Origin of the sequence: Streptomyces sp. NPDC058008 (genome assembly GCF_042886395.1) — a bacterium.
Classification (GTDB): domain Bacteria; phylum Actinomycetota; class Actinomycetes; order Streptomycetales; family Streptomycetaceae; genus Streptomyces.
The window spans coordinates 120,878-141,906 of the sequence record NZ_JBHVQX010000010.1 but is presented as its reverse complement, the minus strand read 5'-3'; the positions used below and the strand labels follow the sequence as shown (position 1 = coordinate 141,906).

Genomic DNA, 21,029 nt, shown 5'->3' with positions numbered 1-21,029 from the left:
TCAGTAACCGGCCGGACGCACCAGCCCCGACTCGTAGGCGAACACCGCGGCCTGCGTCCGGTCGCGCAGGCCCAGCTTCACCAGGATCCGGCTCACATGGGTCTTCACGGTCTGCTCCGCGACCACCAGGGACACCGCGATCTCCGCGTTCGACAGGCCCTGCGCGATCAGCGAGAGCACCTCGGTCTCCCGTTCCGTCAGGTCGCCGACGCGCTCCCGGCCGGGCGCGCGGGGACGAGAGCTGACCCGGGAGAACTCGGCGATCAGACGCTTGGTGATGTTCGGCGCGAGCAGGGCGTCACCGGCCGCCACCACCCGTACGGCCTGGGCGAGTTCGGCGGCCGAGGCGTCCTTCAGCAGGAACCCGGAGGCACCCGCGCGCAGCGCCTCGTACACGTACTCGTCCAGGTCGAAGGTGGTCAGCACGAGGACCCGGACGGCGGCGCCCGGCGCCCGGGTGAGCCGGCGGGTCGCGTCGATGCCGCCGAGGCGGGGCATCCGTATGTCCATCAGGACCACGTCGGGGGCCAGTTCGGCCGCCCGGTCGAGGGCGTCCAGGCCGTCCACCGCCTGACCGACGACCTCGATGTCCGGCTCGGCGTCCAGCAGCACCGTGAAACCCTGACGGACCATCATCTGGTCGTCGGCGATCAGCACGCGGATGCTCATGCGGGGTCCTCCAGGGGGAGTGTCGCCACTACTTCGTAACCCCCGCCGGGGGTGCGGCCGTGGGTGAGGTCGCCGCCCAGCATCGCGGTGCGTTCCCGCATGCCGAGCAGCCCGTGCCCGACTCCGCCCGCCGGTGCGGGGGACGGGTCCGGGGCTGTGTTGGTGACCCGGACGGTGACGGCGGCGGAGTGGTAGCCGACCTCCACCCGGGCGTGGGCTCCGGGGGCGTGCCGCATCACGTTGCTCAGCGCCTCCTGCACGATGCGGAACGCCGAGAGGGCCACCCCGGGCGGCAGCGGCCGCCGTGTCCCCGTCGTCTCCTCCACCACGGTGACGCCGGCGGCCCGGACCTTTCCGACCAGTTCGCCGAGCCGGTCGAGCGTGGGCTGCGGGGCGTGCCGCAGCCCGTCCGCCACGGCGTCCTCCGAGCGCAGCACCCCGAGCACCCTGCGCAGCTCGGACAGCGCCTCCACGGCGTTCTCCCGTATGCCGGCGAGGTTCTCCCTGAGCTCGTCCGACGGGTTCTCGACCAGATGAGGGGCGACCTGCGCCTGGATGGAGATCACCGACATGTGGTGCGCGACCACGTCGTGCAGCTCGCGCGCGATCCGGTTGCGCTCCTCCAGGAGGGTGCGCCGGGCCCGCTCGCCCTCCGTGAGCCCGTACTGCTCGACCAGCTCGGTGCGGGCCACGCGCAGGGCGCGCAGTACGGCGCCGATCACCACGGCCGTGACGAAGCCCAGGGCGCCGGCCCCCAGGGAGAGGGGGTGGGCCCCGGTGGTGAGGCCGCCGGACAGCAGCCCCGCGAGCAGGCTCAGCGTGAGCGCGAGGGCCGCCCGGCGCGGATGGACCCGCAGCGCCAGCAGGAACAGCGCGCAGCTCTGGAGGGCGATCTCGGGACCGGTCCACGGGAACAGCCCGCCGGGCGCCATCGCCGACTCCACGACCCGCACACTGACGGTCATCAGGCCCAGCGAGGCCCACCAGGCGTACAGCGGGTGCCACATCGCGGTGAGGAGCGCCAGCGCCTGGGCCACGACGAGGAGCACCGCGTACTCGGGCACGGCGGCACCGTGGGGGACCAGGTCGGGCACGTGCCACACCGCCACGACCGTCACCCCGAGCGTCAGCAGCATCCCGAAGGCGGGCCGCCAGACCGGCGAGCCGGGCGCGCCCACGGGCGGCACCGGATCGACGGGAGCGCTCCACAGATCCTCGCGCAGCACGCCCGGCAGCCCGCGCAGCCCCGCCCTCACCCGGCCCCAGGCCCCCGCCCCCGTCATGGCGCCCAGCTTAGGCATGGTGCGTCTCCCCGGTCGGTACGGGGGGCCCGGACCGCACGGCCCTCCGAGGACCGCCCCGCCGGTGCTCGTACAGCCCGAACGCGGACCGCAGGAGCAGCAGCACCAGGGTGAACACCGGCAGCCAGGCCAGCCTGGCGAGCACCCAGCCGGGGCCGTCGGGTGCCGTGTGCAGGCCCGGCAGCGGACCGTACAGGAACAGGGCGGTCGAGGTGACCACGATCATCGCGGTCTGGTGCCACAGGAACACGGTCATCGCGGACAGGTTCAGCAGGGCCACCACCGCCCACACCGCGGGCCGGGCCAGGACCCGGCGCAGACGTCCGAGCAGCAGCAGCGCCGCACCGCACTGGGCGAGGCCGAAGGTGACGGCGGCGAGCGTCGGCGGGTCGAGGTTGGAGAGGGTACCGCCCGGCACCCCGACCATGGCGGCGGGATATCCGGCGAACAGCACCAGCCCCGCCGTGGCCGCCGCGCCCCCGGCGAGCAGGACCCAGCCGGTCCGCCGGTCGGCGAGAGCGCCCCGCGCCCACGCCGCCCCGAGGCAGTACGGGACCAGCCAGCCGGCCGCCACGTTGATCCAGCCGAGGGCGGCGGGGCCGTCGAGGCCGAGCCGGATGAGGTCGGCGTACAGGACGACGGCGAGCGGCCACAGCGGATGCAGCCGCGCCACCAGAGGGGTCGCGGCCGTCAGCGCCGCGAAGACCAGCAGGAACCACAGGGGCGACCACACCAGCTTGGCCAGCGCGCGTACCGTCGCCTCGTCCACGCCCGAGGCCAGCATCACCCCGGCCGCCACGGACCACACGGCGCACAGGGCGACGACCGGCCGGAACAGGCGGCCCGCCCGGGCCGCCAGCCAGTACCCGTAGGACTCGCCCCTCGCCCTCGCCGAGGCGTACCCCCGCGCGGCCACCCGGCCGCCCACCAGGAAGAAGACCGCCAGGGTCTGGAACACCCAGGAGACCGGGGCGAGTCCGGGCATGTGCCGGAGCGGGCTGGCGCCGTGCACCGTGCCGCTGTCGGCGACCAGCGCCGTCACCAGCCAGTGGCCGCACACCACGCCCAGGACGGCGAAGGCGCGCAGGGCGTCGACCGCCCGGTCGCGGTCCGGCGGCGTCACCCCCTCGATCCGCCGCACGAGCTCACGCACGACCGCCCCCGGCCGTACCCGAGACGATCGCGGCCAGGCCGCGCAGCGACACGGAGCCGGGTTCCAGATAGCCGCTGTGCCCCGCGCCGCCCGCGTCGAACACCTCGGCGCCGAACTCCGGCGACGTCGGGTCGGGCCCGAACCCGACCGTGACGAACGGCAGCGCGAGGGCGGTGTGCGGGACCCGGGCCACCCAGTCCTCCCCGCCCACGCCCGCGTGCACCGTGGCCCGGGTGCGCAGGGCGGCGGCGCTCCCGGCCCCGGTACCGGGACTCCCGTAGAGCACGATGTCCGCGACGTCGAGCCCGGACGCGGCCCGCGCGCAGACCACGGAACCGTAGGAGTGGCAGAGGAGGGAGATCCTGGCGGCGGGCAGGGCCGTGCCCAGTTCCCCCGCGAACGCCCGCAGCCCGGGGGCCGCCTCGTCGGCCCGCCCCGCCGTCAGGGACGAGGGGCCCAGCAGGGCGGGCGTCCGGTAACCGAGCCAGGCGACGACGGCGGAGCCGCCGCCCAGTCCGTCCAGGAGCGCCTCGGCGCCCCGCCGTAGGCGCCCGTAGTGATCGAGGTCCACACCGGCGCCCGGCACCAGTACGGCGATCCGGCGGGCCCCGGACAGGTCGCCGAAGACCTCCGCCCCGCGGCCGCCGTCCCGGCCGTCGAAGCTCAGGAAGGTGCGGTCCGGGCGCGCCATGTCCGCGAGGGCTGCCGCCCGCCGCCGGTCGCCGTGGCGGGCGGCCATGTCACGCGCCGCCCCGATCTCCGTCCGCGCCGCCGCGTACCTCGCCTCCAGCACCGGGGGCCGCGCCGAGGCCAGCGGCGCGGGAGTGGCCGGGACGGGTGCCGGAACGGCGGCGGGGCGGGCGGCCCCCGACACCGGCAGCGCCACGGCCGCCGTGACGAGTGCGGTGAGCAGGGCGCGCCGCGCGCGACCGCTCCATGGGCGGGACGCCATGGTGAAGTCCTTCCGTACCGGATGGTCTCGTTGAATCCGGTACAGAAGCTATGGAGAGGGCCGTGTGGTCGGCGTCCCGCTCAGGAGTGCACCTGGCGGGTAGCTCGCAAGTACTACGGGCGGGGGTGCCGTACGCGTTACGGCCTGCGGCGCGGCTTCCCGCGCCGGGCGCCGCCCTTGGGGTTCTTCGAGCCGCCGGAGCCGGCGGAGCCGCCCCGGGCGGTCCCGCCCGCCGCCGGCTTGTGCGGGGCCCCGCTCTTCTTCCCGGCGGGCTTCGCCTTGGGCTGCGGCGGTGTCGGCGGACGGCCCCGGGTGCTGTTCACGGTCCGTCCGCGGACGATCCCGATGAACTCCTCCACCAGGTCCGTGGTCTTCTCCTCGGGCCAGGACAGGGCGATCCGCGACTCGGGGACGCCGGTCAGCGGCCGGTAGGTGAGGTCCTTGCGGTGGTGGAGGCGGGCCAGCGACTGCGGGACGACGAGCAGTCCCACCCCCGCCGCCACCAGTTCGACGGCGTCGGCCGTGGTGGCGGGCCGCTCGAACGCGGGCCGGCCCGGCGGGCGCTCCCAGTCGAGGGTGTCGTCGAGGGGGTGGAGCACGATCTCGTCGGCGAGGTCCTCCACCGACATCTCCTCGACCGCGAACGCGGCGTGGTCCTTGGGGATCACGACGACCGTCGTCTCGGTGTAGAGGGGGATCGCGCTGAGGTCCGTACGGTCGACGGGCAGCCGCACGAACCCGGCGTCGGCGCCGCCGTCGCGCAGCAGGGCCGACGCGTCGGCCGCGGGTACGCCGACGAGGGTCAGCGGGGTACCGGGCAGCCGCTCGTTCCAGATCCGCACCCACTTGGTCGGGGTCACGCCCGGGACGTAGGCGAGCCGGAACGCGAGGGGTACTTCCGAGCCTGTCACCCCGCCAGGTTACCGGCCGTGGTCGGAGGCGCCGCACATGCTCGATACCCTGGACACCATGACGTCGCACCAGACCACCCAGACGATGAAGCCCGCCACCGCGGCGAAGAAGCTGGGTGTGTACCTCGAAGCCACCCCCGCCGAGTTCCAGGAGGGCGTCGTCTCGCGCGCCGAGCTGAACGCGCTGCAGTCCGACCCGCCCCAGTGGCTCCAGGAGCTGCGCCGCGACGGCCCGCACCCGCGGCCGGTGGTCGCCTCGAAGCTGGGCGTCTCCATCGCCGGCCTGGCGCGCGGCGGTGTCACGGAGCCCCTCACCACCGAGCAGATCGACGCCCTGAAGCAGGACGGCCCGGAGTGGCTGCTGAAGGAGCGCGCCACCCAGGCGGAGGTCCGCAAGGAGGCGGCACGCATCAAGGAGCGCGACGCCGCCCGTGCCGCGCAGGCCGCCGACCGCGACTGACGTACGGCGGCCGGGGACGGTGCCACGCGGACCGGAGGCCGCCGGTCCCGCCCCTGCGGCCCGCGGTCATTCCCCCGTGTAGAACGCGACCGTCGCCACGGTCGTCGCGGTGACGGTCTCCGCGTCCGCGCCGGACGCGGCGAACGCACGGCCCCATTCCTCCCCCGAGCGCGCCACGAAGGCCTTCGCCTCGGGCGAGGTCTGCCATTCCACCGCGTCCTCCTTGTCGATCCCGCCGCCCGTCAGGTGCCAGCCGAGCCCGAGGAGGGCCAGATCCCAGCCGACACCGACCGCGCCGGGACCGTACTGGCTGCGGAACTCCTCGGGCAGCACGGAGACGTGCTCCAGCTCCAGCACCGTCCGCCCGCCGTCCTCCGGCGCGAGGCGTACCTCCACCTCGCTGAAGCCGGGATCGGGGCCGATCAGCCAGGAGACGCGCAGCCGCTCCGGGGGGACGCACTCCAGGATCCCGCCCCCGGCGTTGCCCTCCAGCCGGTAGTTCCCGCCGGCCCGGAGATCCCCGGTCACCGGCAGGAACCACCGGGCGATCCGCTCCGGGGAGGTCACCGCGCTCCAGACCTCGGCGGCACCGGCGTCGAAGGTGCGCCGCAACAGCACCGTCCCGGCCTCCTCCGACCCCACACGGCGCGTGCCGACCTCCCGCCGCACCCGGCCGATCTCGTCGACGATCTCGCCCATGGCCGCCCATCCCTTTCCTGCGGGTCCGTTCCCGCCGTACTCCGCCGGGTCCCCAGGCCATGTAACCGAACTTCACCCGCGCCCGCCGCAGCAGGCGCCGGAGGCCACCCGGTCGCACCACCGGGTGACCGCCCCGGCGCATCCGGAGGCCCTGCGCGAGGCGCGTCACGCCGTGCGCACCTCCACCGCGCCACCGCCCCTGACCAGCCGGAGCCCCGAAAACTCTTTGCATAAAACTGCATAGATGCGTATAGTCATGCCATCGATGAGGAGGAATTCCGATGGTGGTACGTGCGGCAGTGGCAGGGGCGAGCGGGTACGCCGGCGGGGAGCTGCTCCGTCTGCTCCTCACCCACCCACAGGTCGAGATCGGGGCCCTCACCGCCCACTCCAACGCCGGCGAACGGCTCGGCGCGCTCCAGCCGCACCTCAGGCCGCTCGCGGACCGTGTCCTGGAGCTGACCACGGCGCAGGTGCTCGTCGGCCACGACGTCGTCTTCCTCGCCCTGCCGCACGGACAGTCCGCCGCCGTCGCCGAACAGCTCGGTGACGAGGTGCTCGTCGTCGACATGGGCGCCGACTTCCGGCTGCGGGACGCGGCGGACTGGGAGAAGTTCTACGGTTCGCCGCACGCCGGCACCTGGCCCTACGGCCTGCCCGAACTGCCCGGCGCCCGCGCGGCACTCGAGGGCAGCAAGCGCATCGCCGTGCCCGGCTGCTACCCGACGGCCGTCTCGCTCGCGCTCTTCCCGGCGTACGCGGCAGGCCTCGCCGAGCCCGAGGCCGTCGTCGTCGCGGCCTCCGGCACCTCCGGCGCGGGCAAGGCGGCCAAGCCGCACCTGCTCGGCTCCGAGGTCATGGGCAACATGACCCCGTACGGCGTCGGAGGGGTCCACCGGCACACCCCCGAGATGATCCAGAACCTCGCAGCCGCCGCCGGTGAGCCCGTGAGCGTGTCCTTCACCCCGACCCTCGCGCCCATGCCCCGCGGCATCCTCGCCACGTGCAGCGCGAAGGCGAGGCCCGGGGTGAGCGCCGAGTCCCTGCGCGCGGCGTACGGGAAGGCCTTCGCCGACGAGCCGTTCGTCGACCTGCTGCCCGAGGGGCAGTGGCCCTCCACCGCCGCGGTCCACGGATCCAACGCCGTGCAGATCCAGGTCGCCCACGACGAGGCGGCCGGCCGGATCATCGTGATCAGCGCCATCGACAACCTCGCCAAGGGCACCGCCGGAGGCGCCCTGCAGAGCATGAACATCGCCCTCGGACTCCCCGAGGACACCGGTCTCTCCACGATCGGAGTCGCACCATGAGCGACGCACGCGCAGCCGCCGGGCTGCGGCCAACGACCAGAGCCGCCCTGTCCCACCGCGTGGGCGGAGAAGCGAACGAGGAGATGCAGTGAGCGTCACGGCAGCCAAGGGATTCACGGCGGCGGGCATCGCCGCCGGGATCAAGGAGAGCGGTAACCCCGACCTGGCCCTCGTGGTCAACAACGGGCCCCGCCGCGCCGCCGCGGGCGTCTTCACCTCCAACCGCGTCAAGGCCGCGCCCGTCCTGTGGTCGGAGCAGGTGCTCAAGGGCGGCGAGGTGACCGCCGTCGTCCTCAACTCCGGTGGTGCCAACGCCTGTACGGGGCCCCAGGGCTTCCAGGACACCCACGCCACCGCCGAGAAGGCGGCCGAGGTCCTCACCGGCCACAGCGCCGGCGAGATCGCGGTCGCCTCGACCGGGCTGATCGGCCTGCTCCTCCCCATGGACAAGCTCCTGCCCGGCATCGAGAAGGCCGCGGCGGCGCTCAGCGAGCACGGCGGCGAGAAGGCCGCCATCGCGATCAAGACCACGGACACGGTGCACAAGACGGCCGTTGCGGGCGGCGAGGGCTGGACCGTCGGCGGCATGGCCAAGGGCGCGGGCATGCTCGCACCCGGCCTCGCCACCATGCTGGTCGTCCTCACCACGGACGCCGACGTCGAGGCGCCCGCGCTCGACACCGCGCTGCGCTCCGCCACCCGCACCACCTTCGACCGCGTCGACTCCGACGGCTGCATGTCGACCAACGACACCGTGCTGCTGCTCGCCTCCGGGGCGAGCGGGATCACCCCCGCGCCGGAGGCGTTCGACCAGGCCGTGCAGAGCGTCTGCGCCGACCTGGCCCGGCAGCTGATCGGTGACGCCGAGGGCGCCTCCAAGGACATCCGCATCGAGGTGATCAACGCGGCGACCGAGGACGACGCCGTCGAGGTCGGCCGGAGCATCGCCCGCAACAACCTCCTCAAGTGCGCCATCCACGGCGAGGACCCCAACTGGGGCCGGGTCCTCTCCGCGATCGGCACCACCCGGGCCGCCTTCGAGCCCGACCGCCTGAACGTCGCCATCAACGACGTCTGGGTGTGCAGGAACGGCGGCGTCGGCGAGGACCGCGATCTGGTCGACATGCGCTACCGGGAGGTCGCGATCACCGCGGACCTCGCGGCGGGGGACGAGTCCGCCGTCATCTGGGCCAACGACCTGACCGCCGAGTACGTCCACGAGAACAGCGCGTACAGCTCATGAGCGCCGCGAGGAAGCACACCGCGCTGCCGAAGGCCCAGATCCTCATCGAGGCGCTGCCCTGGCTCACCCGGCACAACGGCAGGACCGTCGTCATCAAGTTCGGCGGCAACGCCATGATCGACGACGAGCTGAAGGCCGCCTTCGCCCAGGACGTCGTCTTCCTGCGGCACGCGGGCCTGAAGCCCGTCGTCGTGCACGGCGGAGGTCCGCAGATCAACGCCCAGCTCGACAAGGAGGGCCTGGTCAGCGAGTTCAAGGCCGGGCTGCGCGTCACCACGCCCGAGGCCATGGACGTCGTCCGCATGGTGCTGGCCGGGCGCGTCCAGCGTGAGCTCGTCGGGCTGCTCAACGAGCACGGCCCGCTGGCCGTCGGCATGACCGGCGAGGACGCCCACACGATCACCGCGGTCCAGCACCGCCCGGTGATCGACGGAGAGGCGGTGGACATCGGACGGGTCGGTGAGATCACCGCCATCGACGCGGGGGCGATCCAGGCACTGCTGGACGACGGCCGGATCCCGGTCATCTCCTCCATCGCCCGCTCGGCCGAGGACAACCACGTCTACAACGTCAACGCCGACACCGCGGCCGCCGCACTCGCCGCCGCGCTGAACGCCGAGACGCTGATGGTCCTCACCGACGTCGAGGGCCTCTACGAGGACTGGCCCAACAGCGACGACGTCATCAGCCGCCTCACCGCCACCGAGCTGGAGAAGCTGCTGCCCCAGCTCTCCAGCGGCATGGTGCCCAAGATGCGGGGCTGCCTCCACGCCGTACGCAACGGTGTCGAGACCGCCCGTGTCATCGACGGCCGGGTCCAGCACTCGATCCTGCTGGAGATCTTCACCGACGAGGGGATCGGCACGATGGTCGTGCCCGACACCGCCCCCGTCGCGGTACGGCCCGACGCGCAGGGGGAGTCATGAGCAACCAGGAGTTCGCACAGCGCTGGCAGGGTGCGCTGATGGACAACTACGGCACCCCGCAGCTGCCCCTGGTGCGCGGCGCGGGCGCCCGGGTGTGGGACGCGGACGGGGCCGAGTACCTCGACTTCGTCGGCGGGATCGCGGTCAACGCGCTCGGCCACGCCCACCCCGCGGTGACCGAGGCCGTCTCCACGCAGATCGCCACCCTCGGCCACGTCTCCAACCTCTACACCGCCGAGCCCCCCATCGCGCTCGCCGAGCGGCTGCTTCAGCTCTTCGGCCGCACGGGCCGGGTCTACTTCTGCAACTCCGGCGCCGAGGCCAACGAGGCGGCCTTCAAGATCGGCCGGCTGACCGGGCGTACGCACATGGTCGCCACCGACGGCGGCTTCCACGGCCGGACCATGGGCAGCCTCGCCCTGACCGGACAGCCGGGCAAGCGCGACCCGTTCCTGCCCCTGCCCGGTGACGTCACCCACGTGCCGTACGGCGACGCCGAGGCGCTCCGGGCGGCGGTCACCACCGACACCGCGCTGCTGATCATCGAACCGGTGCAGGGCGAGAACGGTGTCGTCGTACCGCCCACCGGCTATCTGGAGGCGGCCAGGGAGATCACCCGGGCCACCGGCACGCTGCTCGTCCTCGACGAGGTGCAGACCGGCGTCGGCCGCAGCGGCCACTGGTTCGAACACCAGGCGCACCAGGGCGTCGAGCCCGACGTGGTCACCCTGGCCAAGGGCCTCGGCGGCGGCCTGCCGATCGGCGCCGCCGTCGCGTTCGGCGCCGCGGCCGACCTGCTGAAGCCCGGTCAGCACGGCACGACGTTCGGCGGCAACCCCGTCGCCTGCGCCGCCGGTCTGGCCGTGCTGGACACCCTGGCGGCCGACGGCGTCCTGGACGGCGTGAAGCGGCTCGGCGAGCGGATCAGGGACGGTGTCGAGGGACTGGGACACCCGCTGGTCTCCCACGTCCGCGGCACGGGACTGCTGCTGGGTATCGTGCTCACCGGGCCCCTCGCACCGCAGGTGCAGCAGGCGGCTCAGGGAGCCGGACTCCTGGTGAACGCACCCGCGCCGGACGTCGTACGGCTCATGCCGCCGCTGATCATCGGTGACGCCGAGGTGGACGCGTTCCTGCGGATTCTGCCGGGAGCCCTCGACGCGGCTAACGGGGACGGACGATCCGGCGAGTGACGAACCGGAGAATGAGGCGACGACGATGACCGAGGCGCAGGAATCCGACCACGGCGGGCCGTCGGTGCCACAGACCCGCACGGCACGCCACCGCAGGATCGTGGACATCCTGAACCGGCAGCCGGTGCGCTCGCAGAGCCAGCTGGCCCGGCTGCTGTCCGACGACGGGCTGAGCGTCACCCAGGCGACGCTCTCCCGCGACCTGGACGAGCTCGGCGCGGTGAAGATCCGCAACACCGGCGGCGAGCTCATCTACGCGGTGCCGAGCGAGGGCGGTTTCCGCACCCCGCAGGCGCCGCTGGGGGGCTCGGCCAAGGAGGAGCGGATGCGCAGGCTCTCCGCCGAGCTGCTCATCTCGGCGGAGGCGTCGGCCAACCTCGTGGTGCTGCGTACGCCCCCGGGCGCCGCCCAGTTCCTCGCCTCGGCCATCGACCAGGCCGAACTCCAGGCGATCCTCGGCACGATCGCCGGGGACGACACGCTGATGCTGATCAGCCGTGACCCCAACGGCGGCCAGGCGCTGGCCGACCACCTGCTGAGGCTGGCGCAGAACGACCGCGGCCCTCAGTAGCGGGTGATGGCGGTCGGGCCGGACGCCGTCCCGACCGCGATGTGCGGACGGCGGACCGGGTCGGCCCAGCGCAGGATCCGGTCCATGGCGGCCGCCGGCACGGACACACAGCCGGCGGTCGCCCCCTTCCCGTCGACGTGGAGGAAGATCCCCGCGCCCCTGCCCCGTACCGGCCGGTGGTAGTTGAAGCCGATGACGAGCGCGCGGGCGTACTGGGTGGCGTAGCTGACGAGGTGTTCGGCCTCGTCCGGGCGGCAGTCGGCGGGCCGCGGCTCCACCCAGCGGTTGTAGGACCGGGACGCGTTGTCCTGGCACCACCACGCGTCCTCACCCGCCCGGCGGTAGGGGTAGCGGATGCCGGGCGGCGCGCTCCCGGTCCCGAAGGCGTACGGCAGGTCGTACAGCCCCGTCGGCGTGGTGTTCGTGCCCTGGACGCGGGTGTCCCCGTCGGCCAGACCGTTCGCCCCGAAGCGGGCGGGCGCGGAGCCCGCCGCCACCCAGCCGCTCCCGCGCCGGTCCCACCAGGTGAGCGTGCCCGTGGTGGAGTCGGTGCCGGGGGCCTCGGCGGTGAGGAGCTGGGTGCCGCCGCCCGTGTCGGCCAGCCGCTCCGGCAGGGGCGGGGGACCGGCGGGCCGCGCCGCGAGCGAACCGGCCAGAGCCAGGAGGACCGATGCCGTCACCAGGAGTCTGCGCATGCTCCGGACCGTACGGGCAGCGGCGTACCGCCCCCACCGCGCCTGCTCCGTACGGCCCAGCCGTCCGCGTGCCCCGGGCCGTTCGCCGGAGCCGGCGGTGAAGGTGTCCCTCTTCCTCCGCGCCTGACCTGACCAGCCACTTTGACAACCTATACGAGATGCCGCATAGTTATGCCGTCCGTGGCGGTCAGGCGGACGCACACCCCTTGCACTCCCGAGGAGCACCGCAGTGAGCAACGGCACCGGAAACAGCGACGTACGCCTCTGGGGCGGCCGTTTCGCGGACGGCCCCGCCGAGGCGCTGGCCAAGCTGTCCGCCTCCGTCCACTTCGACTGGCGGCTCGCGCCGTACGACATCGCGGGCTCCCGGGCGCACGCGCGGGTGCTCAACGGCGCGGGACTGCTCACCGACGACGAGCTGACCCGTATGACCGACGGGCTCGACGCGCTCGAAGCCGCCGTCGCGGACGGCTCCTTCACTGGCACCGTCGCCGACGAGGACGTCCACACCGCGCTGGAGCGCGGGCTCCTGGAGCGCCTGGGCCCGGACCTCGGCGGGAAGCTGCGTGCCGGCCGGTCCCGCAACGACCAGGTCGCCACGCTCTTCCGCATGTACCTGCGCGACCACGCCCGGATCCTCGGCGGACTCGTCGCCGAACTCCAGGACGCGCTGGTCGGGCTCGCCGAGGCGCACCCGGACGTGGCCATGCCCGGCCGCACACACCTCCAGCACGCCCAGCCCGTCCTGTTCGCCCACCACGTCCTGGCGCACGTGCAGGCCCTGTCCCGGGACGCCGAGCGGCTGCGCCAGTGGGACCGGCGGACCGCGGTGTCGCCCTACGGGTCCGGCGCGCTGGCCGGATCGTCCCTCGGGCTCGACCCGCAGGCCGTGGCCGCGGACCTCGGCTTCGAGGGCGGCTCCGCCGCCAACTCCATCGACGGCACCGCCTCGCGTGACTTCGCCGCCGAGTTCGCCTTCATCACCGCGATGATCGGCGTCAACCTCTCCCGCGTCGCCGAGGAGATCATCATCTGGAACACGAAGGAGTTCTCCTTCGTCACCCTCCACGACGCCTTCTCCACCGGCTCCTCGATCATGCCGCAGAAGAAGAACCCGGACATCGCCGAGCTGGCCCGCGGCAAGTCCGGCCGCCTCATCGGCAACCTGACCGGGCTGATGGCGACCCTGAAGGCCCTCCCGCTCGCGTACAACCGCGACCTCCAGGAGGACAAGGAGCCCGTCTTCGACTCGCTGGACCAGCTGGAGGTCCTGCTGCCCGCCTTCACCGGCATGATGGCGACGCTCACCGTCAACCGCGAGCGCATGGAGGAACTGGCCCCGGCCGGCTTCTCGCTCGCCACGGACATCGCCGAGTGGCTGGTCAAGCAGGGCGTCCCGTTCCGGGTGGCGCACGAGGTCGCGGGCGAGTGCGTGAAGGTCTGCGAGCAGCAGGGCATCGAGCTGGACGAGCTCACCGACGAGCAGTTCGCGAAGATCTCCGAGCACCTCACCCCGCAGGTGCGCACCGTGCTGAACGTGCCGGGCGCGCTCGCCTCCCGCGACGGGCGCGGCGGGACGGCCCCCTCGGCCGTCGCCGTGCAGCTGGCCGAGGTGAAGGCCGACCTGGTGACGCAGCACGCCTGGGCGACCGCGCGCGGATGATTCGCAGGCATCGCGGGCTACGTTGACGGGAAGGCGTTCGGAACCGACCCAGAGGAGCCCGCGATGCCCTTCGCCCGCCTGAACCGAGCGACCACCCCGACCTCACACATCGGGCTCGGCCTGGCTGCCGTCGGCAGGCCCGGCTACATCACCCCGCACCGCGACCGCGACCTGCCCGGCGACCGCGGGGTGGACGCGCTGCGCGCCCGCACCCACGAACTCCTGGACGCGGCCTACGCCCAGGGCGTGCGCTACTTCGACGCCGCCCGCTCCTACGGCCGCGCCGAGGAGTTCCTCGCCGAGTGGCTGACCGCCCGACCCGACGCGACGGACGTGGTCATCGGCAGCAAGTGGGGCTACACCTACACCGGCGACTGGCGGGTGGACGCCGAGACGCACGAGGTGAAGGACCACGGGCTCGCCGCCTTCGAGCGCCAGCGCGCGGAGACGGCCGGACTGCTCGGCGACCGGCTCGACCTCTACCAGGTCCACTCGCTGACCGCCGACAGCCCGGCACTCGGCGACAAGGACCTGCACGCGCGCCTCGCGGAGCTGGCCGCCGAGGGGACCACCGTCGGCTTCTCCGCGAGCGGCCCGGGACAGGCCGACGCGATCCGGGCCGCCCTCGCCGTGACCGTGGACGGCGAGCCCCTCTTCCGTACCGTCCAGGCCACCTACAACGCCCTGGAGACCTCCGCCGGGGCGGCCCTCGCCGAGGCGCACGACGCGGGGGTCACCGTGATCGTCAAGGAGGCGGCCGCCAACGGACGGCTCGCCGGGACCGAGGCTCCCGCCGTCGTCCGGGAGATCGGGGCCGAGGCCGGACTGGACGCCGACGCCGTCGCCCTGGCGCTCGCACTCCACCAGCCGTGGGCCGGAGTCGTCCTGTCCGGCGCGGTCACCGCCACCCAGCTGGCGGCCAACCTGCACGCGCCGCTGCTCGACCTGGACCCGGACCGGCTGGACCGGCTGGCCGCCCTGGTGGAGGAGCCCGAGGCGTACTGGCGCCACCGCGCCTCACTGCCCTGGAGCTGATCCGCGCGCCGTACTCGCGCCCGCTCCGGAACCCGCCGCGCGGCGGGTCGGGCCCGGCCGGCTACGCCACCCACCCGGCGAGGGCCTCGAAGTCGGCCCGCGTCAGCCCCACCCAGGGGTCGATCCGCCGCAGGAGGGCGCGCCCCGGGTGGTGCGCGGCGACCCACGCCGTGTCGAGGCCGGATATCTCGTCGTCGATCCACGCGAACGGCCTGCCGTCCGCGTAGTCGACGACCGGACGCGTCTTCCAGTACGTACCGTCCGCCGGGACCACGGGCACGGCGGGCCAGTCGATGTACGGCAGCGGGGGCAGCCCGATGCGCGGGCCGACCCACTCGTTGGCCTCGTCCATCCAGGTGGTCGCCCAGACCAGTTCGTAACGGCGGGCGAGCGCCCGCAGTTCCTGCCCGTGCCCGGTGCTGAGCAGGACGGGCAGCGCCACCCCCTCCTTCCACCCGGTGGGCCGCATCCGGTGGAGGGTGTAGCCCTCGGGGGCGGTCGGGCGGGCCAGCGCCGCGTACGGGTTCAGCGGACCGTCGATGTCGATCAGCAGCAGCGGCTTCATGCCGCCATGGTGCCCCGCCCGCCGCCCGGGTGAAATGCGGGAGGGACACCGTCCGGCCCGCCCACGGGGGGTTATCCAGGAAGGGAAGCGGTCGGAAGCGCGTGGCGAATGAGACATCGACGTCTCAAGTGGGCTAATGTCGTCTCATGACTCTTGACCGCGAGCAGGTGCTGCGCAGCGCCGCCGCCCTGCTCAGCCGCAGATCCACGGCGACCATGGACGAGGTGGCCAAAGCCGCCGGAATCGGCCGTGCCACCCTGCACCGGCACTTCGCCGGGCGGGACGCCCTGGTCGGAGCGCTGGAGAACCTCGGCATCCAGGAATTCGAAGCCGCCCTCGACGCCGCGGGACTCGACGAGGGCAGTGCCGAGGACGGGCTGCGGCGGCTGATCGCCGCCGTCCAGCCGGGTGCCGGACTGCTGTCCTTCCTCGTCACCGAGAACCAGCTCTTCGAGGGCGATGACGTCAACGAGGGCTGGAGCCGTCTCGACGCCCGGGTCTCGGCGTTCTTCCGGCGCGGCCAGGAGCGCGGCGAGTTCCGGATCGACCTCACCCCGGCCTGGCTGACCGAGGCCCTCTACGGCCTCATCGGCAGCTGCGCCTGGTCCGTCCAGGCGGGCCGGGTCGCCGCGCAGGACTTCCCGTACATGATCGTCGAGTTGCTCCTGGGCGGAGCACGCCGGAGCGTGGAGAAATGAGCAGCACCCCTTCGAGGGCGGGCGTCACGGGCGACCCGCACCACCCCGGCCGGTGGATCGCCCTCGCCGTCCTCGTCCTGGCCGTGCTGCTGGTCGCCGTCGACGCGACCGTCCTCGGCCTGGCCACCCCGTTCCTCAGCGAGGACCTCGAACCGACCGCCACCCAGCTGCTCTGGATCGGCGACGTCTACTCCTTCGTGATCGCCGGACTCCTGGTCTCGATGGGCAGTCTGGGTGACCGCATCGGCCGCAAGAAGCTCCTGCTCACCGGCGCCACGGCGTTCGGAGCGGTCTCCGTGCTCAACGCCTACGCGTCGAGCCCCGAGATGATGATCGCGGCCAGGGCCCTGCTCGGTGTCGCCGGCGCCACCCTGATGCCGTCCACGCTCGCCCTGATCCGCAACCTCTTCCACGACCCGCGCGAACGCAGCCTCGCCGTCGGCATCTGGGGCGCCATGGCCTCGGCGGGCGCCGCCGTCGGCCCGGTCGTCGGCGGGCTGCTGCTGGAGCACTTCTGGTGGGGCTCGGTCTTCCTCATCAACCTGCCCGTGATGGCGGTCCTCGTCGCCGTGGGCATCAAGATGATCCCCGAGTCGAAGAACCCCGCGCCCGGCCCCTGGGACCTGCCCAGTGTGGGCCTGTCGCTGGTCGGCATGATCGGTGTCGTGTACGCGATCAAGGAGGCCGCCGCACACGGGGTGAGCTGGGAGAACGGGGCGGCGGGTGTCGGCGGTGTGCTGGCGGTCACCTGGTTCGTGCGCCGCCAGCTGAAGCTTCCCGCCCCGCTGCTCGACATGAGGCTCTTCCACCACCGGGGCTTCTCCGGCGCGGTCCTCGCCGACCTCCTGACCATCCTGGGCCTGTCCGGGATCGTCTTCTTCCTCTCCCAGTTCCTCCAACTGGTCCAGGGGAGGGGGCCGCTGGAAGCCGGCCTCGCCGAACTGCCCGCGGCCGTCGGCGCGGTGACGGCCGGGCTGCTGGCGGGAAGGGTGGCACGCCGCTACTCCGTGCGCTCCGTGGTCGCCCTCGGGCTCGGCGCCATCGGCGTGTCGCTCGCCGTCGTCACCGTGATCCACAAGGAGACCGGCTACCCCCTGATCGGGGTGCTCCTCCTGGTGGTGGGCGTCGGCGCGGGGTTCGCCTTCACGGTCACCTCCGACGTGATCCTCTCCAGCGTCCCGAAGGAGCAGGCGGGCTCGGCGTCAGCGGTGTCCGAGACGGCGTACGAGCTGGGCGCCGCCCTCGGCATCGCGCTGCTCGGGTCCATCGTCACCGGTGTCTACAAGGGCTTCGGAACACCCGAGGGCATCTCCGCCTCCGCCGCGGCAGCGGCCCACGAGTCGCTGGGCGGGGCCGTGGAGACGGCGCAGCACCTTCCCGCGCACCAGGGGAGCGAACTCGTCGTCGCGGCCCAGGAGGCGTTCGTCAACGGACTGCGGGTGTCGGCCGCGGTCGGCGCCGTCGTCCTGCTGGCGACCGCCGTCTCCGCGTGGTTCCTGCTGCGCGACCAGCGGCTGGAGGAGGGCATCATCCCCGACGAGTGAGCCGGCCGGGGGCGGCGGGGCGGGGCCGCCCCGGTCAGGCGGCCTTGGCCTTCGTCGCGTACATGTCCACGTACTCCTGTCCGGACAGCCGCATCACCTCGGCCATCACGGAGTCCGTGACCGCCCGCAGGACGTAGCGGTCGCGGTCCATGCCCTCGTAGCGCGAGAACTCCATCGGCTCACCGAAGCGGACCGTGACCTTGCCCGGACGGGGCAGTCCGGCGCCGCCCGGCTGCAGCTTGTCCGTGCCGATCATCGCGAACGGGACGACCGGCGCACCGGTCATCAGGGTCAGCCGCGCGATACCCGTACGGCCCCGGTAGAGCCGGCCGTCGGGGGAGCGGGTGCCCTCGGGGTAGATGGCGAAGGCGTTGCCCTCGTCCAGCACCCGACGGCCCGTCATCAGCGCCGCGACACCGCCGCGGCCGCCGTCCCGGTCCACCGGGATCATGCCGCAGCCCGTGAAGAACCACGCCATCAGCCGACCCTTGAGGCCCTTGCCGGTGACGTACTCGTCCTTGCCGATGTAGAACACCGGCCGGTCGCAGCAGACCGGCATGATCATCGAGTCGATGAACGTCAGGTGGTTGCCCGCGAGGATCACCGGACCGGACCCCGGGATGTTCTCCACGCCTTCCACCTGAGGCCGGAACAGCAGGCGCAGGATCGGTCCGAGCACTGCCTTGATGACCGTGAGTCGGGACAACGCATCCTCCGGTGTCGTGGCCGGATGGCCGGGGCGGTAATTCGCGAGGGTCTGTGCAGGTGAGGACGATACTCGCGGGTACCGCCTCCGCGCACATCGGGTTCACCGAGCCGATACGCAGTGTTGACGTGTGTTTCCGCCATGTTCGTCCACGGGCCGCCCCACCGATGGCGTAGCTGCCTACGATCAAGCCTCCCCCGAAGGTGCCGGACATCACAGGCGAGGAGCATTCATGACAGAGCGCGCGCAGACCGCACCCGGTCGGCGGACCCTCCTGGGGGCCGCCGTCCTCGGCACGACGGCCCTCGGACTCTCCGGCACCGCGCACGCCGCCGGGCGTGGCGCGCCGAAGGGACACGGCGGCGGACACGGCTCGTACCGGGACCTTCCCGTGCCCACCGTCATCGGCCACCGCGGCGCCAGCGGCTACCGGCCCGAGCACACCCTCGGCTCCTACCAGCTGGCCCTGGACATGGGGGCGCACCTCATCGAGCAGGACCTCGTGCCCACCAAGGACGGCCATCTGGTCTGCCGGCACGAGAACGACATCACCGGTACCACGGATGTCGCCGAGCACCCCGAGTTCGCGAACCGCAGGGCCACGAAGCTGGTCGACGGGGTGAAGCTCACCGGCTGGTTCACCGAGGACTTCACCCTCGCCGAGCTGAAGACGCTGCGCGCCGAGGAGCGGATCCCCGGCAACCGCCAGAGGAACACCCTGTACGACGGCCGCTGGGAGATCCCGACGTTCGAGGAGGTCCTGCGCTGGGCGGACACGGAGGGCCGCAGGCGCGGTACGCCCGTCTGGCTCTACGTCGAGACCAAGCACCCGTCCTACTTCAGGGGCCTCGGGCTCGGCCTGGAGGAGCCGCTCGCCCGGCTGCTGCGCCGCCACGGCCGCCACCGCGCGGACTCCGCGCTGATCCTCCAGTCCTTCGAACCCGGCTCGATCCAGCGGCTGGCCCGCCTGGTCGCCACCCCGCGCGTCGTCCTGCTGTCCGGACCCGCCGAGCGCCCCTGGGACTTCGTGGAGGCAGGCGACCCCCGCACCGTGGCCGATCTGGTGAAGCCCGCGGGGCTGAAGTGGATCGCGTCCTTCGCCCAGGGCATCGGCCCCACGCTGGACCTGGTCATCCCCAGGGACGGTGCGGGACGGCTGACCACCCCCACCAGCCTGGTCGCGGACGCGCACGCCCGGGGGCTGGTCCTGCACCCCTACACGATGCGCAACGAGAACACCTTCCTGCCCGCCGACTTCCGGCGGGGCACGGACCCGAACGCCTACGGCGACGCGTTCGGCGCCCTGCGCGCGTACTTCGAGGCGGGGATCGACGGCATCTTCTCCGACAACCCCGACACCGCCCTGCTCGCCGCCGCCGACTTCGCCGGCAGCTGAGACGGGGACGCGTCGCCCGCGCCCCCCTCGCGGAACGGGCCGGGGCGGACACCGCGGTCGGGGCCCCTCGGGTCCGCACGCGTCAGCCGTCCGGGCCGCGTGCCCCGGTCGGGTGGAGCTCCCGGCGCGCGGCAACCGGCCGCGCGCGGGGAGCGTTGAGGGGGCATGACTCTTCTTGATCATGCTCCCGCCCCCGCCGCCGCGGCCGGGAGGGCGGGCGACCGGGTACGGGAGGCCGTCCGCGTCCTGCGCCCCCTGGTGCGGGCCGAGGCGGGGGCCGAGGCCCAGGGCGCCGGTGTCGAGGCCGCGGACCTGGAACAGGCGGTGTGGGTACGGCTGTTGGAGCGGCCCGGTCCGCAGTTGCCCGCCGACCCCGCCCGCTGGGTCCGCGCCGCCGTCCGGGCCGAGGCGCGTACGGCCCGCCGCAAGGCCCGGCGCGAACGCGCCTACACGGCGGGCGGACCCCCGGATGACCGGGCCGGCTGCCCCGAACGGATCGCGGTGGGAGCCGACGAACGCAGGGCGCTGCGCGCCGCGGTGGGACGGCTGCCCGGGAGATGTCCTCGCTTACTCCAGGCGTTGCTGGCCGACCACGACCCGACGTACCGGGAAATCGCAGGGGAGTTGGGTATGTCACAGGGCAGTTTGGGCCCTATGCGTTCCCGATGCCTTGGATGTCTGCGCAGAATGCTCGCGGCGGAGGTTGTAGCTCCTGACCCGCGGGGAATGGAGCGGTAGACAACCGGGCGGACCAGGTGAGCGGGAGGCATGCACACATGGGCATGAGCGTGATCATCTCGGCGGCGACGGCACAGGACGTCGAGCAGATCTTCAGACTCCAGTACCTCTGTTTCCAGAGCGAGGCGGAGCTCTACGGCAACTACCGGATCGACCCACTCGTCCAGACCCTCGAATCGGTCCGGGACGAAGTGGGCACGGACCTGGTGTTCGTGGCCCGGCTCGGCGACGAAGTCGTCGGTTCGGTGCGGGGCTTCACCGACGCGGACGGCACCGGCCGGATCGGCAAGCTCTGCGTCCACCCCCGGCTCCGCAACCACGGCCTGGGCGGGCGCCTCCTGCGCGCCGCGGAATCCGGTCTGGCGGACGGGCGTTCGGCCACCCGCTTCCGGCTGCACACGGGGGAGCGCAGCGAAGGGAATCTGCGGCTCTACCGCAAGGCGGGCTACGCCCGGGTGGGCAACGCCACCGGAGGCGACGGCGTCCGGCTGGTCCTCCTGGAGAAGGACGCCACCGCGCCGGAGTACGCGGCGAGCGCCTGACCGGCTCCCGCGACCACGGCCCGGCCCGGGGTGCCCGACCGGCTCCCGTCACCGCGGGA

22 protein-coding genes are annotated in these 21,029 nt (G+C 73.2%); 13 read left to right on the top strand and 9 right to left on the bottom strand.

The window, feature by feature from the left end:
- The 5 genes from ACFVS9_RS12840 to ACFVS9_RS12820 form a co-directional block, all read right to left on the bottom strand.
- Window positions 1-669 carry a response regulator gene (locus ACFVS9_RS12840; RefSeq protein ID WP_383114566.1) on the bottom strand — a complete coding sequence of 223 codons (669 nt, stop codon included), beginning with the start codon at window positions 667-669 and terminating at the stop codon, window positions 1-3.
- The gene (locus ACFVS9_RS12835) at window positions 666-1,970 is read right to left on the bottom strand and encodes a sensor histidine kinase (RefSeq protein WP_389931766.1); all 1,305 of its coding nucleotides are present in this window, start codon (window positions 1,968-1,970) and stop codon (window positions 666-668) included. Before ACFVS9_RS12835 ends, ACFVS9_RS12840 begins: the two co-directional genes overlap by 4 nt.
- Entirely contained in the window at window positions 1,963-3,123 is a 1,161-nt protein-coding gene (locus ACFVS9_RS12830; protein ID WP_389931764.1) for an acyltransferase, read from the bottom strand. The genes ACFVS9_RS12835 and ACFVS9_RS12830 overlap by 8 nt, the downstream gene beginning before the upstream one ends.
- The gene (locus tag ACFVS9_RS12825; RefSeq protein ID WP_389931763.1) at window positions 3,116-4,075 is read right to left on the bottom strand and encodes an alpha/beta hydrolase; all 960 of its coding nucleotides are present in this window, start codon (window positions 4,073-4,075) and stop codon (window positions 3,116-3,118) included. The genes ACFVS9_RS12830 and ACFVS9_RS12825 overlap by 8 nt, the downstream gene beginning before the upstream one ends.
- Window positions 4,076-4,212: 137 nt before the next feature.
- The gene (locus ACFVS9_RS12820) at window positions 4,213-4,986 is read right to left on the bottom strand and encodes a LysR family substrate-binding domain-containing protein (protein WP_389931761.1); all 774 of its coding nucleotides are present in this window, start codon (window positions 4,984-4,986) and stop codon (window positions 4,213-4,215) included.
- Between the two features lie 37 nt (window positions 4,987-5,023).
- Between ACFVS9_RS12820 and ACFVS9_RS12815 the strand changes: the two genes are divergently transcribed.
- Window positions 5,024-5,446: a DUF5997 family protein gene (locus ACFVS9_RS12815; RefSeq protein WP_383114571.1), complete on the top strand. Its 423-nt coding sequence runs from the start codon at window positions 5,024-5,026 to the stop codon at window positions 5,444-5,446.
- A 66-nt stretch (window positions 5,447-5,512) separates the two neighbouring features.
- Here the strand turns inward: ACFVS9_RS12815 and ACFVS9_RS12810 are convergent, their stop codons facing one another.
- On the bottom strand, window positions 5,513-6,145 hold the full coding sequence (locus tag ACFVS9_RS12810) for an SRPBCC family protein (RefSeq protein ID WP_389931759.1): 633 nt from the start codon (window positions 6,143-6,145) through the stop codon (window positions 5,513-5,515).
- Window positions 6,146-6,426: 281 nt separating this feature from the next.
- On the opposite strand from ACFVS9_RS12810, the gene argC reads away from it, so the two are divergent.
- The 5 genes from argC (at window position 6,427) to ACFVS9_RS12785 (ending at window position 11,388) form a co-directional block, all read left to right on the top strand.
- A complete protein-coding gene (argC, locus tag ACFVS9_RS12805) occupies window positions 6,427-7,455 on the top strand; it encodes an N-acetyl-gamma-glutamyl-phosphate reductase (RefSeq protein WP_389931758.1) in 1,029 nt (342 codons plus the stop codon).
- A gap of 88 nt (window positions 7,456-7,543) precedes the next feature.
- Window positions 7,544-8,698, top strand: a complete 1,155-nt coding sequence (gene argJ, locus ACFVS9_RS12800) for a bifunctional glutamate N-acetyltransferase/amino-acid acetyltransferase ArgJ (RefSeq protein ID WP_389931756.1) — start codon at window positions 7,544-7,546, stop codon at window positions 8,696-8,698.
- Window positions 8,695-9,624 carry an acetylglutamate kinase gene (argB, locus tag ACFVS9_RS12795; protein ID WP_383114575.1) on the top strand — a complete coding sequence of 310 codons (930 nt, stop codon included), beginning with the start codon at window positions 8,695-8,697 and terminating at the stop codon, window positions 9,622-9,624. The genes argJ and argB overlap by 4 nt, the downstream gene beginning before the upstream one ends.
- Window positions 9,621-10,817 carry an acetylornithine transaminase gene (locus tag ACFVS9_RS12790; protein ID WP_389931755.1) on the top strand — a complete coding sequence of 399 codons (1,197 nt, stop codon included), beginning with the start codon at window positions 9,621-9,623 and terminating at the stop codon, window positions 10,815-10,817. The genes argB and ACFVS9_RS12790 overlap by 4 nt, the downstream gene beginning before the upstream one ends.
- A 25-nt stretch (window positions 10,818-10,842) precedes the next feature.
- The gene (locus ACFVS9_RS12785) at window positions 10,843-11,388 is read left to right on the top strand and encodes an arginine repressor (protein WP_362929380.1); all 546 of its coding nucleotides are present in this window, start codon (window positions 10,843-10,845) and stop codon (window positions 11,386-11,388) included.
- Here ACFVS9_RS12785 and ACFVS9_RS12780 read toward each other — a convergent pair.
- Window positions 11,382-12,083: a L,D-transpeptidase gene (locus ACFVS9_RS12780; RefSeq protein ID WP_389931753.1), complete on the bottom strand. Its 702-nt coding sequence runs from the start codon at window positions 12,081-12,083 to the stop codon at window positions 11,382-11,384. The genes ACFVS9_RS12785 and ACFVS9_RS12780 overlap by 7 nt on opposite strands.
- Window positions 12,084-12,312: 229 nt before the next feature.
- On the opposite strand from ACFVS9_RS12780, the gene argH reads away from it, so the two are divergent.
- Both argH and ACFVS9_RS12770 read left to right on the top strand, forming a co-directional pair.
- On the top strand, window positions 12,313-13,746 hold the full coding sequence (argH, locus tag ACFVS9_RS12775) for an argininosuccinate lyase (RefSeq protein WP_383114578.1): 1,434 nt from the start codon (window positions 12,313-12,315) through the stop codon (window positions 13,744-13,746).
- Window positions 13,747-13,809: 63 nt separating this feature from the next.
- On the top strand, window positions 13,810-14,781 hold the full coding sequence (locus tag ACFVS9_RS12770; RefSeq protein WP_383114579.1) for an aldo/keto reductase: 972 nt from the start codon (window positions 13,810-13,812) through the stop codon (window positions 14,779-14,781).
- Window positions 14,782-14,842: 61 nt separating this feature from the next.
- On the opposite strand, the gene ACFVS9_RS12765 is transcribed toward ACFVS9_RS12770, so the two are convergent.
- Window positions 14,843-15,346 carry a hypothetical protein gene (locus ACFVS9_RS12765; protein WP_389931752.1) on the bottom strand — a complete coding sequence of 168 codons (504 nt, stop codon included), beginning with the start codon at window positions 15,344-15,346 and terminating at the stop codon, window positions 14,843-14,845.
- Between the two features lie 146 nt (window positions 15,347-15,492).
- On the opposite strand from ACFVS9_RS12765, the gene ACFVS9_RS12760 reads away from it, so the two are divergent.
- A complete protein-coding gene (locus ACFVS9_RS12760; RefSeq protein WP_383114581.1) occupies window positions 15,493-16,044 on the top strand; it encodes a TetR/AcrR family transcriptional regulator in 552 nt (183 codons plus the stop codon).
- Window positions 16,041-17,588 carry an MFS transporter gene (locus tag ACFVS9_RS12755; RefSeq protein WP_383114582.1) on the top strand — a complete coding sequence of 516 codons (1,548 nt, stop codon included), beginning with the start codon at window positions 16,041-16,043 and terminating at the stop codon, window positions 17,586-17,588. The genes ACFVS9_RS12760 and ACFVS9_RS12755 overlap by 4 nt, the downstream gene beginning before the upstream one ends.
- 34 nt (window positions 17,589-17,622) lie before the next feature.
- On the opposite strand, the gene ACFVS9_RS12750 is transcribed toward ACFVS9_RS12755, so the two are convergent.
- Complete coding sequence (locus ACFVS9_RS12750; RefSeq protein WP_383114583.1) at window positions 17,623-18,294, bottom strand: lysophospholipid acyltransferase family protein; 672 nt, start codon at window positions 18,292-18,294, stop codon at window positions 17,623-17,625.
- Window positions 18,295-18,526: 232 nt separating this feature from the next.
- Here ACFVS9_RS12750 and ACFVS9_RS12745 point away from each other — a divergent pair, with 232 nt between their 5' ends.
- The 3 genes from ACFVS9_RS12745 to ACFVS9_RS12735 all read left to right on the top strand — a co-directional run bounded on the left by ACFVS9_RS12745 (window position 18,527) and on the right by ACFVS9_RS12735 (window position 20,970).
- Window positions 18,527-19,690: a glycerophosphodiester phosphodiesterase gene (locus ACFVS9_RS12745; protein ID WP_389931750.1), complete on the top strand. Its 1,164-nt coding sequence runs from the start codon at window positions 18,527-18,529 to the stop codon at window positions 19,688-19,690.
- 165 nt (window positions 19,691-19,855) lie between these two features.
- Entirely contained in the window at window positions 19,856-20,428 is a 573-nt protein-coding gene (locus ACFVS9_RS12740; protein ID WP_389931748.1) for a sigma-70 family RNA polymerase sigma factor, read from the top strand.
- Window positions 20,429-20,466: 38 nt separating this feature from the next.
- On the top strand, window positions 20,467-20,970 hold the full coding sequence (locus tag ACFVS9_RS12735) for a GNAT family N-acetyltransferase (RefSeq protein WP_383114586.1): 504 nt from the start codon (window positions 20,467-20,469) through the stop codon (window positions 20,968-20,970).
- Window positions 20,971-21,029 lie beyond the last annotated feature (59 nt).

Coding starts and splice junctions, on each gene's coding strand:
- argB (WP_383114575.1), top strand. CDS start 8,695: ATGAGCGCCGCGAGGAAGCACACCGCGCTGCCGAAGGCCCAGATCCTC.
- ACFVS9_RS12785 (WP_362929380.1), top strand. CDS start 10,843: ATGACCGAGGCGCAGGAATCCGACCACGGCGGGCCGTCGGTGCCACAG.
- ACFVS9_RS12735 (WP_383114586.1), top strand. CDS start 20,467: ATGGGCATGAGCGTGATCATCTCGGCGGCGACGGCACAGGACGTCGAG.
- ACFVS9_RS12765 (WP_389931752.1), bottom strand. CDS start 15,346: ATGAAGCCGCTGCTGCTGATCGACATCGACGGTCCGCTGAACCCGTAC.
- ACFVS9_RS12810 (WP_389931759.1), bottom strand. CDS start 6,145: ATGGGCGAGATCGTCGACGAGATCGGCCGGGTGCGGCGGGAGGTCGGC.
- ACFVS9_RS12825 (WP_389931763.1), bottom strand. CDS start 4,075: ATGGCGTCCCGCCCATGGAGCGGTCGCGCGCGGCGCGCCCTGCTCACC.
- ACFVS9_RS12780 (WP_389931753.1), bottom strand. CDS start 12,083: ATGCGCAGACTCCTGGTGACGGCATCGGTCCTCCTGGCTCTGGCCGGT.
- ACFVS9_RS12745 (WP_389931750.1), top strand. CDS start 18,527: ATGACAGAGCGCGCGCAGACCGCACCCGGTCGGCGGACCCTCCTGGGG.
- ACFVS9_RS12790 (WP_389931755.1), top strand. CDS start 9,621: ATGAGCAACCAGGAGTTCGCACAGCGCTGGCAGGGTGCGCTGATGGAC.
- ACFVS9_RS12835 (WP_389931766.1), bottom strand. CDS start 1,970: ATGCCTAAGCTGGGCGCCATGACGGGGGCGGGGGCCTGGGGCCGGGTG.
- ACFVS9_RS12770 (WP_383114579.1), top strand. CDS start 13,810: ATGCCCTTCGCCCGCCTGAACCGAGCGACCACCCCGACCTCACACATC.
- argC (WP_389931758.1), top strand. CDS start 6,427: ATGGTGGTACGTGCGGCAGTGGCAGGGGCGAGCGGGTACGCCGGCGGG.
- ACFVS9_RS12815 (WP_383114571.1), top strand. CDS start 5,024: ATGCTCGATACCCTGGACACCATGACGTCGCACCAGACCACCCAGACG.
- ACFVS9_RS12755 (WP_383114582.1), top strand. CDS start 16,041: ATGAGCAGCACCCCTTCGAGGGCGGGCGTCACGGGCGACCCGCACCAC.
- ACFVS9_RS12760 (WP_383114581.1), top strand. CDS start 15,493: ATGACTCTTGACCGCGAGCAGGTGCTGCGCAGCGCCGCCGCCCTGCTC.
- ACFVS9_RS12740 (WP_389931748.1), top strand. CDS start 19,856: ATGACTCTTCTTGATCATGCTCCCGCCCCCGCCGCCGCGGCCGGGAGG.
- ACFVS9_RS12840 (WP_383114566.1), bottom strand. CDS start 669: ATGAGCATCCGCGTGCTGATCGCCGACGACCAGATGATGGTCCGTCAG.